We start from the raw sequence: 14,190 nt of genomic DNA on the forward strand, positions 1-14,190 counted from the left end.
CTCCTCCCCCCCCCCCCCCTCTCTTTCTCTTCCCCCCCCCCCCCTCCCCCCCTCTCTCCCCCCCCCCCCCCCCCCCCCCCCCCCCCCCCCCTCTCCCCCTCCCCCCCCCCCCCCCCCCCCCCCCCCCCCCCCCCCGCGCGTACCGGGGGATCAGCCCGCTGCGGGCACCTGTGCCTTGAGCAGGGCCGGCAGGCGGGTGGTGCGTGGCTTCTGCGGGATCTCCGCCACCGCCCGCTGCAGGGCCTGCTCCACGCCATGGACCACCGACAGATGGCGCTCGGCGCGGCCGAACGCCGTGTAGACCCAGGGCCTGGTCAGGGACTGCGCGGCGTCGCCGGGAAGCACCACGACCACGGCGGGCCAGCGCAGCCCCACCGCCTGGTGCGCCGTGAGCGCCCAGCCGTGCCGCAGTGACTGCTCCACCCGCTCCTTCGGTACGACGACGGGGGCGCCCGCGCACTCCAGGTGCAGCCCGTCGGCGTCGGCCTTCACCACATGCCCCGGCACCGTACGACCCGGCGCGGGGGAGTACGCGATCCGGTCGCCCGGGTCGAAGCCGCCGAAGCGGCCCGGGCCGGGGTTCAGCCGCTCCTTGAGCGCCGTGTTCAGCGCGCGCGTGCCGACCGCGCCGCCGTGTCCCGGAGTGATCACCTGCGTCTGCTCGGCCGGGATGCCGATCGCGCGCGGAACCGAGTCCGCGACCAGCTGCACGGTGCGGTGCACCGCCTCACCCGCGTCGCGCACCGGGACGATCACGACCTCCTTGCCGGGCGCCTCGACCTGGTTCAGCTCGCCGATGCCGATGCCGGAGACCAGCTCGCCGATGGGCCCGGGGTCCGGCGTCCGCGAGGCCACCTGTGGGCAGACGCGGGCGGCGAGCAGGTCCGCGAAGACCCGCCCCGGGCCCGCCGACCACAGCACCCCCGGGTCCCCGCTCAGCACGAGCCGGGACCCGTCCGGCAGCGACTCGGCCAGCACGGCCGCCGTCTCGACATCGAGCTGCGGCGCGTCGAGCACGACGAGGAGGTCCAGGCCGAGGGCGCCGTCCGCGTCCCGGCCCGGGCCCTCGGCGCCCGACAGGAGCCCTTCCACCGTGGAGACACCGGTGACCGTCCCGTCCGAGGGGCCGTCCGGCAGGTCGTACCGGGCCATCAGCGCGGTGAAGCGGTCGCGGCCGCCCGGGGTGTGCGCGGCGGCCCAGCCACGCAGGCCGAGACCGCGCGCGGCAGACAGCAGCGCCGCCGCCTCGGCCTGGGACGCTTCCCCGCCGGTGTGGAGGACCAGGCCGTGGTCCGCGGCCGTGCGGATCAGCTCCGCGGCGGAGGGCGTGGCCGACGCGGCGGCCGCTTCCCAGCCGGCGGCCGAACTGTCCTCCTTCGGTACGGAGTTCATCACCCGGGCGAGGCCGTCGGCGAGGCTCTCCTCGGCCAGGGCGTACCGCTCCAGGCCCACGAGGACGCGGACCGGGCGCTCCTCGCCCTCCTCCGCCTCGTCCTGCGCGGGGGCCGCCGTGTCGAGCGCGTCCTGGAAGACCAGGGCCTCGCCCTCCGCGAGGGTGCTCTGCACGGCCGCGTCCGGGTCCGGCACCGAGCGCTGGGAGAGCGCGGCGGTGAGCGCCGGGGCGTCGAGGGCGGTGTGCCCGGCGAGTGCCGCCTGCTCAAGGAGCCATACGGTGACCGCCCGGCCCCGCCGCTCGTCGTCCGGACCGCACTCCGCGCCGAGCAGCGCCCGCGCGAACCCGTCGGCCTGCTCGGGCCGCACCCCGGCGACCCGCAGCAACTGCCAGGGGTCCTCGCGCAGTTGCTCGTCGGCGCCTTCGCCGAGGGCCGCGACGACCTGCGGCGCGAGCGCGTCGGGCGCACCGGCCCCGGTCAGCACGGCGCGTACGGCCTCGACGGCTTCCGGCGCGGCGGCCGACGGCGTGGCGGCCACGGGCCGCGGCTGCCGCACGGGCTCCGGCGCGGCTCTGCGCGGGGTGGGCTCGGGCTCGCGGAACGCGGTGGCCACGGGCTTCTCGCCGCTCTCCACGGCCCGGACCGCCGCGAGCAGATCGGCGGCCGTCCCGCTGAGCTTGGCCCCGGCCTCGATCGGCCCCTGCTTCTCGGCCTTCCGCCGCTCGATGCGCTCCCGCTCCAGGCGCTGGGCGGCCAACTCGGCCTCGGCCTCGGACGCCTGGGCGGCGCCTCCGGACCCCTCGGCGGCGTCTTCGGACCCCTCGGCGCCGGTGGCCTCGCTCTCCTTCGCGTCTTCGGCGGCGACGCCCTGGCCGGATGCGGCGCCCGTGTCCCCGCCCTCGGGGGTGTCCGCGCCCGGCGCCCCCGGCTCCGCTTCCTCCGTGGTCTCGGGCTCCGTGCTCACAGCGTGCTCCAGTCGTGATCGGGATAGTGGTGCACCGGTGCCGACACGTCGTCGAGCGCCCGGCAGATCTCGTCAGGAAGACTAAGGGTCTCCACTGACAACGCGGCCGTGAGCTGCTGCGCGTTGCGCGCGCCGACGATGGGGGCGGTGACGCCGGGCCGGTCGCGGACCCAGGCGAGAGCCACCTGGAGGGGTGTCACGGCGAGACCGTCCGCCGCGGTCGTCACCGCGTCCACGATGCCGCTCGCCGTGTCGTCCAGGTACGGCGCGACGAACGGCGCGAGGTGCTCCGAGCCGCCCCGGGAGTCGGACGGAGTCCCCTTGCGGTACTTGCCCGTGAGCACGCCCCGACCGAGCGGCGAGGAGGGGAGCAGGCCCACACCGAGGTCGAGGGCGGCGGGCAGTACCTCCCGCTCGACGCCGCGCTGGAGCAGCGAGTACTCCATCTGCGTACTGGCGAGGCGGGTGCGCACTCCGGGCGCCGCGAGCTGCCAGGTGGCCGCCTTGGCGAGCTGCCAGCCGCAGAAGTTGGACACCCCCGCGTACCGTGCCCGGCCGCTGCTGACCGCCAGGTCGAGCGCCTGGAGCGTCTCGTCCAGGGGGGTGCCGGGGTCGTACGCGTGGACATGCCACAGGTCGACATAGTCCGTGCCGAGGCGCGCGAGAGAGGCGTCGAGGGCGGACAGCAGATGGCCGCGCGAGCCGTCGAAGCGGCGGTCCGGGTCGGGCACGCTCCCCGCCTTCGTCGAGATGACCAGGTCCCGGCGCGGCACGAGCCCTTCTATGAGGCGTCCGAGCAGATACTCGGCCTCCCCGTCCCCGTACACATCCGCGGTGTCGACGAGGCTCCCGCCCGCTTCCCAGAACACCTTCAACAGGTCCGCGGCGTCATGCTCACCGGTGTCCCGCCCCCACGTCAGGGTGCCGAGTCCGATCCGGGACACACGCAGGCCGGTACGGCCGAGATGCCTCTGCTCCATGGACGCCGAGATTACTGGCCAGAACTCGGTACGTGGGGGCCTGTGGACAACGAACGTGGGGGCTCTGTGGACAACGAGGTCCGGGTGAGCGTGAACCCGTCCCTGCCGCCGCGCCCACCAGCGCGCTAGGGTCTCCGGCACAAGGGACGTTACTGATCGGTAAGGGGAATCGGCCATGCAGCTCGGGATCAACCTCGGCTACTGGGGCGCCGGAATGGACGCGGACAATCTCGCCGTCGCCCAGGAGGCCGACCGGCTCGGATACGCCGTCTGCTGGGCCGCCGAGGCCTACGGCTCCGACGCGGCGACCGTGCTCAGCTGGGTCGCCGCCCAGACCGAGCGCATCGACGTCGGCTCGGCCATCTTCCAGATCCCGGCCCGTCAGCCCGCGATGACCGCGATGACCGCCGCGACCCTGGACTCGCTGTCGGGCGGCCGCTTCCGCCTCGGCCTCGGTGTCTCCGGGCCGCAGGTCTCCGAGGGCTGGTACGGCGTCAAGTTCGACAAGCCGCTGGCGCGCACCCGCGAGTACGTGGAGATCGTACGGAAGGCGATGACGCGCGAGCGCCTGTCGTACGAGGGCGAGCACTGGACCCTGCCGCTGCCGGGCGGCCCGGGCAAGCCGCTCAAGCTGACCGTGCACCCCGAGCGCGAGCACATCCCGCTGTACATCGCCGCGATCGGCCCCAAGAACCTGGAGCAGACCGGCGAGATCGCCGACGGCGCGCTGCTGATCTTCCCCTCCGCCGACCACCTCGAGGACACCGCGATCACGTACCTGCGCGCGGGCCGCGAGAAGGCGGGCAAGACGATGGAGGGCTTCGACGTCTGCCCGACGCTGCCGCTCGCCGTGGGCGAGGACAAGGACGTGCCCGCGCTGGCCGACATGTTCCGCCCGTACACCGCGCTGTACGTCGGCGGCATGGGCAGCCCCAAGCAGAACTTCTACAACCAGCTCGCCCAGCGCATGGGGTACGAGAAGGAAGCCGCCGAGATCCAGGGCAAGTACCTGTCCGGCGACAAGACGGGCGCGGCCGCCGCCATTCCGCACACCCTGATCGACCAGACCACGCTGCTCGGCTCCGTCGACCGCATCGCCGACCGGATGAAGGCGTACGCCGCGGCCGGGGTCACCACGCTCTCACTGGCCCCCGCGGGCTTCACCCTGGACGACCGGATCGCCTCGCTCCGGGCCGGTTTCGAAGCCCTGGAACGGGCCGGGCTCGCGTAACGCGCGAAACGACAGGTCGGAGGAGATTTTCTGCGGCCGTGGTGGGGGCTCGGGGGTCTTCCCCGCCACGGCCGTCACGGAGAACAACGCGCCGGGGCCCCCTTGGTTACGCGCCTGGGCCTCCCTCGTAGTCCGTCGTTTGGCGGATTTGTCCGACACATCGGTTGCCGCGCTCCTGACATCCCATTTGACTCGTTTTCTGCGCAACCCTGCAGAGAGGGGTCATTGATGCTTTCGGCCAAGAGTCTGTTCCAGGAGATCCTCGACAACGACGAGTCGTTCCGGCTCTTCTGCTCCATCGCCGCCAGCGGGGAATCGCAAGGGGGCTGGGAGAACGCGCGGATCGCCGCGCTCGTCCCGCGGAGCGAGCGCGAACTCGCTCCCAAGATCGCCCGGCACGGCGCCGACGAGGACAAACACGGGCGGATCTTCAACGCCCTCATGAAGAAGCGCGGCCTCGAACCCGTCGAGATCCCGTCCGACACCGACTACACCATGCTCCTGGAACGGCAAGGGATCGGCCTCGCCCACGCGAAGCTCAAGGACGACCAGCCGCTCACCGTGCCGGACATCATCACCTATCTCGCCCACAGCAGGGTCACCGAGCAGCGCGCCTCCGAGCAGATGGGACTGCTGCGCAAGCACTTCGCGGACCACCCCGACATCGGCCGCGCGGTGAAGATGATCTCGAACGACGAGGAGAACCACCTCGCCTACTGCCACGAGGAACTGCTGCGCTTCGCGTCCGCCGGACACGGCCGCGCCATCCAGGGGGCGCTGCGCGAGTGCGCGCTCGCCGAGATCCGGATCTACCGGGACGTCAGCCTCGCCGTGATGGTCCACATGGGGCGCATCCTCGGCTGGCCCCGGGCCAAGGCGGCGACGCTCGCCGCGGGCATCCACACCGTCTACGCGTACGAGCGGGTCGTGGGCTGGCGGCGGATGGTCTCCCTGAAGATGCCCCAGCGGCGCGACGCGCTGGGCGGGCCCGCGACGGCGGCCCCGGAGTTCGTGTGACCTGAGCCGCGACCATCTCCGCCGCTGACCTTGCTCACGCCACCCCCGCCACCAACCTTGTTCGAGCCGCCCCCGCCACTGAGCGTGCCTACAGCCGCCCCCGCCGCTGAGCGTGCCTACAGCCACCCCCGCCGCTTGAACAGCCGGTACAGCAGGATCTCCAGCGCCACCATCGCCAGCACCACCGCGGGATACGACCAGAACCAGTGCAGCTCGGGCATGTGGTCGAAGTTCATCCCGTAGATCCCCGCGATCATCGTGGGGACCGCGGCCATGGCCGCCCACGCGGAGATCTTCCGCATGTCGTCGTTCTGCCGCACGCTCATCTGCGCGAGGTGCGCCGAGAGAATGTCGGAGACCAGCCGGTCCAGGCCCTCCACCGACTCGTTCACCCGCGTCAGATGGTCGTTGACGTCGCGGAAGAAGGGCTGCGCCTCTTCGTGCACGAAGGGCACCCCCGCACTGGCCAGACCCGCACTGGACAACCGGGTCAGCGGCACCGACAGCGGGACCGTGGCCCTGCGGAACTCCAGGACCTGCCGCTTGAACATGTAGATCTTGGACGCGGTGTGCCGCGAGCCGCCGAGGCTCGGCGAGAAGACCTCCGCCTCCAGCTCCTCCAGGTCGGTACCCAGCTCGGTCGCCACCTCCAGATAGTGGTCGACCGTGGCGTCCGCGATCGAGTAGAGCACCCCGGTCGGACCGTGCCGGAGCATCTCGGGATCCGCCTCGAGGCGGCGCCGTACGGCCGCGAGGGGCGAGCCCACGCCGTGCCGTACGGTCACCACGAAGGAATCCCCGACGAAGACCATGACCTCGCCGGTCGAGACGACGTCGCTGTCCGGCTCGTAGAAGACCGGCTTGAGCACCAGGAACAGCGAGTCGTCGTACACCTCCAGCTTGGGCCGCTGGTGCGCCTTCAGCGCGTCCTCGACCGCCAGCGGGTGCAGCCCGAACTCGTCGGTGACCAGGTCGAACTCCTTCTCCGTCGGCTCGTACAGGCCGATCCAGAGGAACGCGTCGCCCGAGGCACGCGCCTCGTCCAGGGCGTCGGAGAGGTCGTCGGGGCCCTCCGTCCGGTGCCCGTCACGGTAGATGGCGCAGTCGACGATCACGGAGCGTATTCTTCCGCCGCCGAGGCCGGGGCGCACTCCGGCCATCGTTTTCCACAGGCCCGGCCGGACCCGCGAGCCGCCCGTTTACGCTGGGCCGCATGCCCACCCTGATCCTCGTCCGGCACGGACGTTCCACCGCCAACACCGCGGGACTGCTCGCCGGCTGGACGCCCGGCGTCGCCCTCGACGAGCGCGGCGCCCAGCAGGCCGCGGCCCTGCCCGGGCGCCTCGCCGGGCTGCCGATCTCCGAAGTCGTCACCAGCCCGCTGCAACGCTGCCAGGAGACCGTCCAGCCGCTGCTCGACGCCCGGCCCGAGCTGCGCGTGCACACCGACGAGCGCATCGGGGAAGCCCACTACGGCGACTGGTCGGGCCGCAAGCTCGCCGAGCTCAAGGACGAGCCGCTGATGGAGGTCGTCCAGGCGCATCCGTCCGCGGCCGCGTTCCCCGGCGGCGAGTCCATGCGGGCCATGCAGACGCGGGCCGCCGAAGCGGTGCGCGAGTGGAACGCGCGCGTGGAGCGCGATCACGGTGGTGACGCCGTGTACCTCATGTGCTCGCACGGCGACATCATCAAATCCCTTGTCGCGGACGCACTCGGACTTCATCTCGACCTCTTCCAGCGGATCTCCGTCGAACCGTGTTCCATCACCGCGATCCGTTACACACGGATGAGGCCGTTTCTCGTTCGTCTCGGGGACACCGGCGATTTCGCGTCGCTCGCGCCGCGCGAGGAACCCCCGAGCGGCGACGCCCCGGTCGGTGGCGGTGCGGGCGCACCGTGATCGTCGGCCGCAGTAGGGTGAGGCGGTCGAAGCAGCACAGTAGTTGTCAGCAGGTTCTCAGTAGCCGATGCGGACCGACGCAGTCAGCCGGTCCTCATGCCGATTCAATGGAGACAGGACGTGTCCCGTCAGGTGTTCCTCTACGACCCCCCGGACCGTTTCGTGGCCGGTACGGTCGGGTTGCCCGGGCGCCGTACCTTCTTCCTGCAGGCCTCGTCAGGCCCCCGGGTGACCAGTGTGGCCCTGGAGAAGACCCAGGTCGCCGCACTCGCCGAGCGCATGGACGAGCTCCTCGACGAGGTCGTCCGGCGTACCGGCGGCAGCGCGCCCGTCCCGGCCATGGCCCCCACCGAGGTGTCCGACACCGCGCCCCTCGAGACCCCCGTGGAGGAGGAGTTCCGGGTCGGCACCATGGCGCTGGCCTGGGACGGTGACGAGCAGCGCATGATCGTCGAGGCGCAGGCCCTCGTGGAGCTCGACGCCGACTCCGACGAGGACCTCGCCGAGGCCGAGGAAAGGCTGCTCCAGGACGAGGAGAACGGTCCGCCGATGCTCCGGGTCCGGCTCACCGGTTCGCAGGCCCGGGCCTTCGCCAAGCGCGCCCTCGACGTCGTCAACGCGGGCCGGCCGCCCTGCCCGCTGTGCAGTCTCCCGCTCGACCCGGAAGGACACGTATGTCCGCGCCAGAACGGATACCGCCGCGGAGCGTGACCACGGCCGAGCTGCTCGCGCAGGGCGAGCTGAAGGTGCGCGGACGGATCCGTGAGGCCTCGAACGCGGTGCTGTACTGCTCCGTGTCGTACGAGGGCCGGGACGCGTTCTGCGTCTACAAGCCCGTCGCCGGGGAGCGGCCCCTGTGGGACTTCCCGGACGGCACGCTGGCGCAGCGCGAGGTCGCCGCGTACGAGGTCTCCGAGGCGATGGGATGGGGGCTGGTGCCGACCACCGTGCTGCGGGACGGGCCGTACGGCGAGGGCATGTGCCAGCTGTGGATCGAGGCCTCGCCGGAGGCCGAGATGCTGGCCCTGGTGGACCGTGAGGAGCCCGAGGAGGGCTGGAAGGCCATCGGCTTCGCCGAGGTGGGTGACGGGAAGACAGCCCTGCTCGTGCACGCCGACGACGCGCGGCTGCGGCGGCTCGCCGTCCTCGACGCCGTGATCAACAACGCCGACCGCAAGGGCGGGCATCTGCTGCCCGCCGACGAGGGACGGCTGTACGGCATCGACCACGGGGTCACCTTCAACGCCGAGAACAAGCTGCGCACGCTGCTGTGGGGCTGGGCGGGGGAGTTGCTGACCCCGGAGGCGGTCGAGGCCCTCCACGGCCTCAGGGACGCCCTCAGCGACGGCGGTCGGCTCGCCACCCGGCTGGCCGAACTGATCACCGTCGCCGAAGTCGATGCCACGCGCGCGCGTGTCGAGGCGATGCTCGCTTCGGGGAAGCACCCGGAGCCGAGTGGGGAGTGGCCCGCCATTCCGTGGCCGCCGGTGTGACGGACGCCGGTGTGACGGAACCCGCGCGGCAGCGCCCCCGCACAGCGCAGAGCGTTGCGCAAGAGTGCCTTCCCGGCCATCAGACCTGGTCCGGTTCGTATCCGGAACTTCCGTCCGGTTAGGCTCATGACATGCATGCCTGGCCCGCTTCTGAGGTCCCCGCCCTGCCTGGTGAGGGCCGCGACCTCCGGATCCACGACACCGCGACCGGCGGCCTCGTCACTCTTGACCCCGGTCCTGTCGCCCGTATCTACGTGTGCGGCATCACGCCGTACGACGCGACCCACATGGGTCACGCGGCGACCTACAACGCGTTCGACCTCGTTCAGCGCGTGTGGCTGGACACCAAGCGGCAGGTTCACTACGTCCAGAACGTGACCGACGTCGACGACCCGCTCCTGGAGCGGGCGGAGCGCGACGGCGTCGACTGGGTGGGACTCGCCGAGAAGGAGACCGCCCTCTTCCGTGAGGACATGACCGCCCTGCGGATGCTGCCGCCGCAGCACTACATCGGCGCCGTCGAGGCGATACCCGGCATCGTCCCGCTCGTCGAGCGGCTGCGGGACGCGGGAGCGGCGTACGAGCTCGAAGGGGATGTGTACTTCTCCGTCGAGTCCGACCCGCACTTCGGGCAGGTGTCCAACCTGGACGCCGCCGCCATGCGGCTGCTCTCTGCCGAGCGCGGTGGTGACCCGGACCGTCCGGGCAAGAAGAACCCGCTCGACCCGATGCTCTGGATGGCCGCCCGTGAGGGCGAGCCGAGCTGGGACGGCGGCTCGCTGGGCCGCGGCCGGCCCGGCTGGCACATCGAGTGCGTGGCCATCGCCCTCGACCACCTCGGGATGGGCTTCGACGTCCAGGGCGGCGGCTCCGACCTCGCCTTCCCGCACCACGAGATGGGCGCCTCGCACGCCCAGGTGCTGACCGGTGAGTTCCCCATGGCCAAGGCCTACGTCCACGCCGGAATGGTCGCGCTGCACGGCGAGAAGATGTCGAAGTCCAAGGGCAACCTCGTCTTCGTGTCCGCGCTCCGGCGTGACGGGGTCGACCCGGCCGCCATACGGCTCGCGCTGCTCGCCCACCACTACCGGGCCGACTGGGAGTGGACGGACGCCGTCCTCGAAGACGCGGTCGCGCGCCTCGCCAACTGGCGGTCGGCGGTGTCACGGCCCGACGGGCCGTCCGCCGACGCGCTCGTCGAGGAGATCCGCGAAGCCCTCGCGAACGACCTGGACGCGCCGGCCGCGCTCGCCGCGGTCGACCGCTGGGCCGCGCTCCAGCACGAACAGGGCGGTACGGAAGAGGGCGCCCCCGGCGTCGTCTCGCGCGCCGTGGACGCCCTCCTGGGCGTGGCTCTCTGACAACCGCACGGGCGCCGGGCGGGTTCTCACCCGCCCGGCGCCCTCTGTGCGGGGAGCCGTCCGCCGTTACTTGTTCACGATGACGGCCTGGATGGCGCCGCTGCTCGTGTCGAAGATCCCGATGACCTGCTGCCCGTAGGCGAAGGCTTCCTGGACCTCGTCATGCGTCACCTGGTTCGGGTTGACCAGGGGGTACCACGCGTTGTTGATGAGCAGGTACAGAATCGACGGCTGGCCCGGGAGCGGAGTGACGACGTCCCAGAAGCGCGTGGCCACGCCACTCGCCAGAGCCTGGGAGTCCACGGCGCTCTGCAGGATCAGCGGCTGACCCTGCTGCTGTCGCTGTTGCCCACCGAGCTGCTGGAGCAGCTGCTGGAAGGGCTGCTGCTGGCCGAGCTGCTGGAGCTGCTGCTGCAGTTGCTGCGGAATCTGCTGCTGCAGGTGCTGCTGGCCGATGCCCTGCTGCCCGAACGGTTGCTGCATCTGCTGGGCGAACGGTTGCTGCATCTGCTGCGCGAACGGCTGCTGCATCTGCTGGAAGGGCTGCTGCTGGCCGATGCCCTGCTGCTGTCCGAACTGCTGCGGGGGCGCCGTGCTCGGGCCCTGCTGCTGTCCTTGCTGCTGTCCCAGTTGGCTCATCTGCGGGGTGGTGCTCATGTGGGTGCCACCTTCCATCAATGGTTGGTTGCGTTCCGTCGGTCCGTGACGACCAGGTCCTCAGCCCGTGACCACCAGACCGACGATCTCGTCGTCCGAGAACCAGACACGTACGTCGGGCCGTCCCCCCGCGAAGGCGGTGTGCACCGCCTGGCGGATCTCGGGGGACGGGTTGTTCAGGTTCCGCCAGCCGCCGGCCACGAACAGCCGGAGCCTGGGCGGGAGTTCACGCGGATACGGCAGCAGCTCGTCCCAGTACCGCTCGGCCTGGCCCGAGCCGACCGCCTCCGGCAGCAGATGCGTGACCGCCGCCTTGATGTCCGGCCGGCTGCCGATCCGCTGGGATGCGGGTCGGCCCGGCGCGTCCTGCTGCGGGGAGCCCGTGGCCCGCAGCACCGCGCGGGCACGCTCCGGGGACATCGGTTCCTGGCCCGCCGCCCTGAGCATGCCTTGCAGCGCGGCCAGGGCGCCGACCACCACCGGGGAGGCGGAGGAGGTCCCGGAGAACGTGTCCGTGTACCAGCCGATCTCCTCGGCACCGCCCTGCAAGTCGCCGGGCCGGTCCCAGAAGCCGCCGGTGGTCGTGACCTCGCGTCCCCAGCCCTGCGCGTCCACGCGTGCCCCGTAGTTGGAGAACGCGAGGCGTGAGCGGTCCGGGCCGTGGTCGCGGCCGTGCGTGCCGGGCGGCGGTGCGCCCGCGCCGACCAGGACCGCGCCGGAGGACTGATTGGAGGGGTTGAACGGGTTGCGCCACCACTCGGGGAACTCGGTGGGGCGGCGCTCGTACACCGCGTCGTCGAGCGACTCGGCGCCGTTGCCCGCGGCCGCCACGACGACGACGCCCTTGGCGGTCGCGTAGCGGATGGCCGCGAAGTTGTCCGGCCACCACTCGATCGCTATGTATCCCTGCTGGTTGTCGCGCTGTTCGAAGTCGAACCGCGGCCCTGGAGCGTGCAGTTCGATCAGGAGGATGTCACCGGGGTTCAGCCGGTCGGCCGCCGCGTGGATCGCGGCCGCCGTGCCGATGCCCTGGAAGGACGCGGCCGCGGTCACGGCGTCCGGCGCGATGCCGGTGATCCCGTACTCGTTGCGGTCGCCGCCGATCACGCCGATGACGGCGGTGCCGTGGTTGCGCCAGGCGAGGTCCGTCAGCGGGGTGCCGACGACCACGCCCGCGAGTTTCGCGGCCAGATCCTCGTGCCCGAGCTGCCAGGCCCCCTCCACGTCGATCACCGTCACGCCCTGGCCCGTACCGCCCGGCCGCTGCCAGGCCCAGTACGCGTCGATCCCCTCGGGCGCCGGACGCAGATAACCCTGACGGCTGGTGAAGTCGGGGGTGACGGGCGCCCCTTCCTTCAGCCGCTGGCTGTCGTCCGAACTCTGCCCGACCGACCCCACCGAGGCGGGGACGGCGCCGGGCTTCACATACGCCGTGTCGATCTCCGGCAGCGCGGCGATCCGTGAACGCAGTTCCTGGGCGCGGCTCTCGACGCCGCGTACCCGGTAGAAGAGCGCGAGGTCGGGGCCGCTCTCGGTGGCCGCGACCGCGGACTGCTGCAGCCGCTCCTCACTTCCGAACAGTGGTTCCAGAGCGAGCTGTTCGTCGCTGAGGAACATGTTGAGGGCCGACACGTCGGCGCCCATCGCCGAGCGGACGCCCTCGGCCCGGGCGCGCAGCCGGGCCTCGGGGCGTGCGACGACGATCAGCTCCTGCTCGGCTCCTCGGTAGGTGAATCCCGCTCCGTCGGGCCCCGGCCCGGACGTTCCCGGGCCCTGCGCCGGCTGTACCTGGTCGGTCATCGCGTACCGCTCCCTTCGGTCCATGCGGGTGCTCTGTCGCGGGACGACGCGGTGCCATGTCCCGTCGCCGGGCCGCGCCTTCGGGGCACAACCTGGCACGCCCACGGCGACTCGTCCACCCCACCTTCGCCAACTTGGTTTGAAAACAAGTTGAATGGGGAACCCTGTGCAATCCGTCCTGAAACAGATGTCCCGTCGCAATCCGGCCAAAGGCTGCGGAGGTGGGTGTCATCTGGTGGGGTGAGAGCGTCTGTTGACCGCTCGGCCGGCCCACGGCCGGCCCCCTGTGGAAGGACGTCTCATGGACCGTTCGTTCGCACGTCGAAGACTTCTCACCGCGACCGCCGCACTCGGTGGCGCCGCGCTTCTTGGGCCACTGTCGGGTACCGCCGCCGCGGCCGGATCCACCGGATCCACCGGGTCCGCCTGGCCCACGGAGATCCCTCTGCCGAACGGCTTCCGCCCCGAGGGGATAGCCATCGGCGGCGGGCCGTACGGGTACTTCGGATCGATCGGCGACGGTTCGATCTACCGCGCCGACTTACGGACCGGCCAGGGCGGCATCATCTCGGAGGGGCCCGGGACGGCGTCGGTCGGGCTCAAACTCGACGGCCGGGGGCGGCTGTTCGTCGCCGGGTTCGGCACGGGCGCCCGGGTGGTCGACGTGCGCACGGGCGCCATCCTCGCCTCGTACGTCCTGGCCACCGCGACCCCGACGTTCGCCAACGACGTGGTGCTGACCCCGCGCGCGGCCTGGTTCACCGACTCCTACCAACCCGCCCTGTACGCCCTGCCGTTCGGGCGCGACGGCGCCCTCCCGGGCCCGGACGAGGTCGTACGGATCACGCTGGGCGGCGACTGGAGGCAGGTGCCGGGCGAGGTCGTCAACGCCAACGGGATCGTCGCCACGCCCGACGGTTCGGCACTCCTCGTCGTGCAGACCGGAGCCGGCGGCCTCCACCGGGTCGACCCGGCGACGGGCGTCACCCGGCTGGTCGACCTCGGGGACGCGGCCCCGCTCACCAACGGTGACGGGCTGCTGCGCATCGGACGGACGCTGTACGCGGTGCAGAACCGGCAGAACGCGATCGACGTCTTCCGGATCACCCCCGACGGCCGCAGCGGCACCTTCGGCGTCTCACCGACCCGCGCCTCGACGTCCCGACGACCGTCGCCGCGTACGGGAAGCGGCTGTATCTGCCCAACGCGCGCTTCGCCACGACACCCACGCCGGAGACGCCGTACAGCGTCATCGCGGTGGACCGGGGCTGAGGCCCCCGACGGCCGAGGGGGGGGGGGCATCAGGGGGGACTGCCCCCCTCACGAGGGGTTGGGTTTGCCGCTTTGGGGGGGGGGAGGCGAAGGGGAGTTGTTTGGAGAGGTGGGGGTTTTG

Annotated in this window: 11 protein-coding genes and 1 pseudogene; 7 read left to right on the forward strand and 5 right to left on the reverse strand. The window is 71.9% G+C overall.

The window, feature by feature from the left end; translation table 11 throughout:
• Window positions 1–150 precede the first annotated feature (150 nt).
• Window positions 151–2,358: a helix-hairpin-helix domain-containing protein gene (locus tag ACZ4WS_RS09195; protein WP_467978655.1), complete on the reverse strand. Its 2,208-nt coding sequence runs from the start codon at window positions 2,356–2,358 to the stop codon at window positions 151–153.
• Window positions 2,355–3,338 (reverse strand): aldo/keto reductase, encoded by a 984-nt coding sequence (locus ACZ4WS_RS09200; RefSeq protein ID WP_467978657.1) that lies wholly within the window; start codon window positions 3,336–3,338, stop codon window positions 2,355–2,357. Before ACZ4WS_RS09200 ends, ACZ4WS_RS09195 begins: the two co-directional genes overlap by 4 nt.
• Before the next feature lie 175 nt (window positions 3,339–3,513).
• Here ACZ4WS_RS09200 and ACZ4WS_RS09205 point away from each other — a divergent pair, with 175 nt between their 5' ends.
• Both ACZ4WS_RS09205 and ACZ4WS_RS09210 read left to right on the forward strand, forming a co-directional pair.
• Window positions 3,514–4,569, forward strand: a complete 1,056-nt coding sequence (locus ACZ4WS_RS09205; protein WP_467978658.1) for an LLM class F420-dependent oxidoreductase — start codon at window positions 3,514–3,516, stop codon at window positions 4,567–4,569.
• A 228-nt stretch (window positions 4,570–4,797) separates the two neighbouring features.
• Window positions 4,798–5,586 carry a ferritin-like domain-containing protein gene (locus ACZ4WS_RS09210; RefSeq protein WP_467978659.1) on the forward strand — a complete coding sequence of 263 codons (789 nt, stop codon included), beginning with the start codon at window positions 4,798–4,800 and terminating at the stop codon, window positions 5,584–5,586.
• A 116-nt stretch (window positions 5,587–5,702) separates the two neighbouring features.
• On the opposite strand, the gene corA is transcribed toward ACZ4WS_RS09210, so the two are convergent.
• A complete protein-coding gene (gene corA / locus ACZ4WS_RS09215) occupies window positions 5,703–6,701 on the reverse strand; it encodes a magnesium/cobalt transporter CorA (protein ID WP_467978661.1) in 999 nt (332 codons plus the stop codon).
• Window positions 6,702–6,799: 98 nt separating this feature from the next.
• Here corA and ACZ4WS_RS09220 point away from each other — a divergent pair, with 98 nt between their 5' ends.
• The 4 genes from ACZ4WS_RS09220 to mshC all read left to right on the forward strand — a co-directional run bounded on the left by ACZ4WS_RS09220 (window position 6,800) and on the right by mshC (window position 10,340).
• Window positions 6,800–7,486, forward strand: a complete 687-nt coding sequence (locus tag ACZ4WS_RS09220; RefSeq protein WP_467978662.1) for a histidine phosphatase family protein — start codon at window positions 6,800–6,802, stop codon at window positions 7,484–7,486.
• A gap of 120 nt (window positions 7,487–7,606) precedes the next feature.
• Window positions 7,607–8,197: a DUF3090 domain-containing protein gene (locus tag ACZ4WS_RS09225; RefSeq protein ID WP_467978664.1), complete on the forward strand. Its 591-nt coding sequence runs from the start codon at window positions 7,607–7,609 to the stop codon at window positions 8,195–8,197.
• A complete protein-coding gene (locus tag ACZ4WS_RS09230) occupies window positions 8,161–8,979 on the forward strand; it encodes an SCO1664 family protein (RefSeq protein WP_467978666.1) in 819 nt (272 codons plus the stop codon). Before ACZ4WS_RS09225 ends, ACZ4WS_RS09230 begins: the two co-directional genes overlap by 37 nt.
• A gap of 131 nt (window positions 8,980–9,110) precedes the next feature.
• Complete coding sequence (gene mshC, locus ACZ4WS_RS09235; RefSeq protein ID WP_467978668.1) at window positions 9,111–10,340, forward strand: cysteine--1-D-myo-inosityl 2-amino-2-deoxy-alpha-D-glucopyranoside ligase; 1,230 nt, start codon at window positions 9,111–9,113, stop codon at window positions 10,338–10,340.
• 66 nt (window positions 10,341–10,406) lie between these two features.
• On the opposite strand, the gene ACZ4WS_RS09240 is transcribed toward mshC, so the two are convergent.
• Window positions 10,407–10,997, reverse strand: coding sequence for a hypothetical protein (locus ACZ4WS_RS09240; RefSeq protein WP_467978669.1), 591 nt, complete (start codon window positions 10,995–10,997; stop codon window positions 10,407–10,409).
• 60 nt (window positions 10,998–11,057) lie between these two features.
• A complete protein-coding gene (locus tag ACZ4WS_RS09245; protein ID WP_467978671.1) occupies window positions 11,058–12,797 on the reverse strand; it encodes a S8 family serine peptidase in 1,740 nt (579 codons plus the stop codon).
• 301 nt (window positions 12,798–13,098) lie between these two features.
• On the opposite strand from ACZ4WS_RS09245, the pseudogene ACZ4WS_RS09250 reads away from it, so the two are divergent.
• Window positions 13,099–14,069 (forward strand): annotated as a pseudogene (locus ACZ4WS_RS09250) (SMP-30/gluconolactonase/LRE family protein).
• Window positions 14,070–14,190 lie beyond the last annotated feature (121 nt).

Source organism: Streptomyces sp. NPDC029292 (assembly GCF_055569295.1).

Excerpts from the sequence above, each read along its gene's own strand:
- ACZ4WS_RS09240 (WP_467978669.1), bottom strand. The coding sequence starts at position 10,997 with ATGAGCACCACCCCGCAGATGAGCCAACTGGGACAGCAGCAAGGACAG.
- ACZ4WS_RS09220 (WP_467978662.1), top strand. The coding sequence starts at position 6,800 with ATGCCCACCCTGATCCTCGTCCGGCACGGACGTTCCACCGCCAACACC.
- ACZ4WS_RS09200 (WP_467978657.1), bottom strand. The coding sequence starts at position 3,338 with ATGGAGCAGAGGCATCTCGGCCGTACCGGCCTGCGTGTGTCCCGGATC.
- ACZ4WS_RS09205 (WP_467978658.1), top strand. The coding sequence starts at position 3,514 with ATGCAGCTCGGGATCAACCTCGGCTACTGGGGCGCCGGAATGGACGCG.
- ACZ4WS_RS09245 (WP_467978671.1), bottom strand. The coding sequence starts at position 12,797 with ATGACCGACCAGGTACAGCCGGCGCAGGGCCCGGGAACGTCCGGGCCG.
- ACZ4WS_RS09210 (WP_467978659.1), top strand. The coding sequence starts at position 4,798 with ATGCTTTCGGCCAAGAGTCTGTTCCAGGAGATCCTCGACAACGACGAG.
- ACZ4WS_RS09230 (WP_467978666.1), top strand. The coding sequence starts at position 8,161 with ATGTCCGCGCCAGAACGGATACCGCCGCGGAGCGTGACCACGGCCGAG.
- mshC (WP_467978668.1), top strand. The coding sequence starts at position 9,111 with ATGCATGCCTGGCCCGCTTCTGAGGTCCCCGCCCTGCCTGGTGAGGGC.